The organism is Nostoc sp. 2RC, assembly GCF_014222165.1.
In the GTDB taxonomy this organism is placed as follows: Bacteria; Cyanobacteriota; Cyanobacteriia; order Cyanobacteriales; family Nostocaceae; genus Nostoc; species Nostoc linckia.
In genome coordinates this window covers 1-2,448 of sequence record NZ_JACKZU010000627.1, presented here as the reverse complement: position 1 = coordinate 2,448, position 2,448 = coordinate 1, and the positions used below count along the sequence as shown (strand labels likewise).

Genomic DNA, 2,448 nt, shown 5'->3' with positions numbered 1-2,448 from the left:
CCCTTTCCCCTTTTCCCCTTCCCTTTTTCCCGACTTCTCTTAGAAGTCTAATTTACTATCTTTTACTCTGTCCCAGTTTTTTAGATATCAATGGGTTAACGATATCAAGTATCTGCTGTACTATCTTCGGTGCAAGCAATACAATAGCCACTGTATAAGTTATTGCACCTAACACTATGCAAATAACTAATAATGTTTGTATGTTAACAACATTTCTCAACAATTCTTTAGTTGCAAAAATCACACCTGTCATAGCCAGGACTCCAGTTAATGGAATCACGTACTGCTGTAGATAAGTAGTCAATTTAATACCAATGAGTTTGCGAATAAACCACAAATCTACAGGTGTCAACAAATAACTACGAATTACATAAACTGCTGCCACAGCGACAATTCCCCAGTGTACAGCAATGGCAAAACCGATAACATTCGCTATGGAATGCATAAAGTTTAGCCTCAGTTTCCAAGCTGGTTTACCCATCGCTGTGATTACAGTGGTGTGGAAGTAGGCAACTGAGTGAACAATTCCAATAAAGGCGAGTATTTGCATCACTGGAATACTTGGCAACCATTGTTCTCCGAATAAAACTCTGACTAATTCGGGTGCGAGTGCTGCCATGCCCAAAAAGGCTGGAAAAGAAATGAAGCTAGTAAGTTGGGTTACTTTGTAGAAACCACTTCTCAACTTTTCAGGTTCTTGCTGTAACCTAGAAAACGCAGGCATCGCTACCTGATTGATTACACCAGTTAATAACTGGGTAATAATTAACAGTAAACGGTAAGCGACGGAGTAATAACCCAAAGCAACTGGGCCTAAAAAATAACCTATCAGTAAGTCATCGGATCTGCGATTAACAAAGTTGAGTATTTGAGTGCCAACTACATTAATACCGAAGGAAAATAATTCTCCAAAATGCTTTTGAGAAAACTTGAATCTCGGTCGCCAATTGCTGGCCGACCAAAGAACTATCACCTTCACTAAACTATTTACTAACTGCTGACTAACTAGACTCCAAACACCAAAGCCCATAAAAGCCATGACCACGCCAACCACGCCACCGACGCATACCGCTACCAGTTCGCGTACCGCTAGGGGTTTGAAATCTAGGTTGCGTTGAAAAATTGCTTCCTGAGTACTACTAAGGGAAATAATTAGAAAGCTGAGAGACAGCCAGCGAATAATTGGTGTTAACTGCGGTTGAGAGAAAAAGTCGGCAACTAATCCAGCCGACGCAATACTCAAACCTGTCATCACCAAACCGATACCCAAGTTAGTCCAAAAGGCTGTATCCAGATGTTCTGGTTCCAGTTCCTTACGTTGGATAATCGCTACAGAAAATCCTTGGTCAAGGAAAATAGTTACAAATGCCAGGAATATACTAGCTGAAGCAACTAAACCAAAGGTCTCAGGCCCAAGCAGACGGGCAAGCAGCGCAAAAACAACAAAAGCGATCGCTTGGCGTCCCCAATTCTGAATTGCAGACCAAAATACGCCTTTTAATGCCTTCTGTTGAAAATTCGATGATTTTTTGGGTGGTTCCATTGGTTAAGTCTCTAAAAAAATTAATTCCTTCTGCTTGTACTGATATAGCCACAACGATGGTTGTGATTTTTGCCAGCAAAAAACTGTTACTGCAATTAACTAAATCCCTTCATATCAGGCTTGTTAAATAAATTACATCAAAAATACTCAAACATTCTTCCACCTTGGGGCGAAAGTGCCAGAAATATCCTTGATTGAGAATAATGTTCTGTGTATGTTTAGGCATTCTTGTTGACAAGTGTCTTCAAGCACATGTTTCCTAACAATACCCTATTATGATTTTGGATTTAATCAGCTAATTTTTCCTGACTGGAATTAGAAACTCCAAATTTGACAGGTATCAAAATATCATCAATGAACTACAAAGTTAAATATATGACATAAAGTATTTTTTTACTCATTTAATTTAAGTATATTACTCACATTGTAGCTATCCTAACGCATCAAGCCTTAGTAACTAAAATCTAATACTCACGGAATTGCAAAAAATCAATTATTGAATTTTTGGTATCAAAATAGCTTTTTTTGGCTGTGTTAGCTTTTCCCATGTCTTAAAAGCAATGGGATATTTTTCTATTTATAAGGTTCAATATCCTCAGTCAGCCTTAAAAAACAGAAAATTTATCAAAGCTTTAAATTCTAATGGGTTAGAGATAGTAATTTGGGGTGGGAGTGGGGAGTGATATTATGTCCGGTTGAAGACTTATTATTAGGACTGACGCTCTTACGCGGGGAATTTTTTTGATAAGTGATTAGGCGGACATGATATGACGCACAAGAGAGAGATTTTGATAATCAGTGATTATCCGAAGTTAATATAAGTAGATAGTCATGATTAAATCTAAGATGTCATTGCGAGCGAAGCGAAGCAATCCCAGAGACTTTGCGATTGCTTCGCTTCGCTC

The 2,448-nt window shown here is 38.4% G+C and carries 1 protein-coding gene; it reads right to left on the bottom strand.

Translation table 11 applies throughout. The features are described from left to right. Positions 1 to 55: 55 nt before the first annotated feature. Entirely contained in the window at positions 56 to 1,543 is a 1,488-nt protein-coding gene (locus GNE10_RS33900) for an MOP flippase family protein (protein ID WP_099069176.1), read from the bottom strand. Positions 1,544 to 2,448 lie beyond the last annotated feature (905 nt).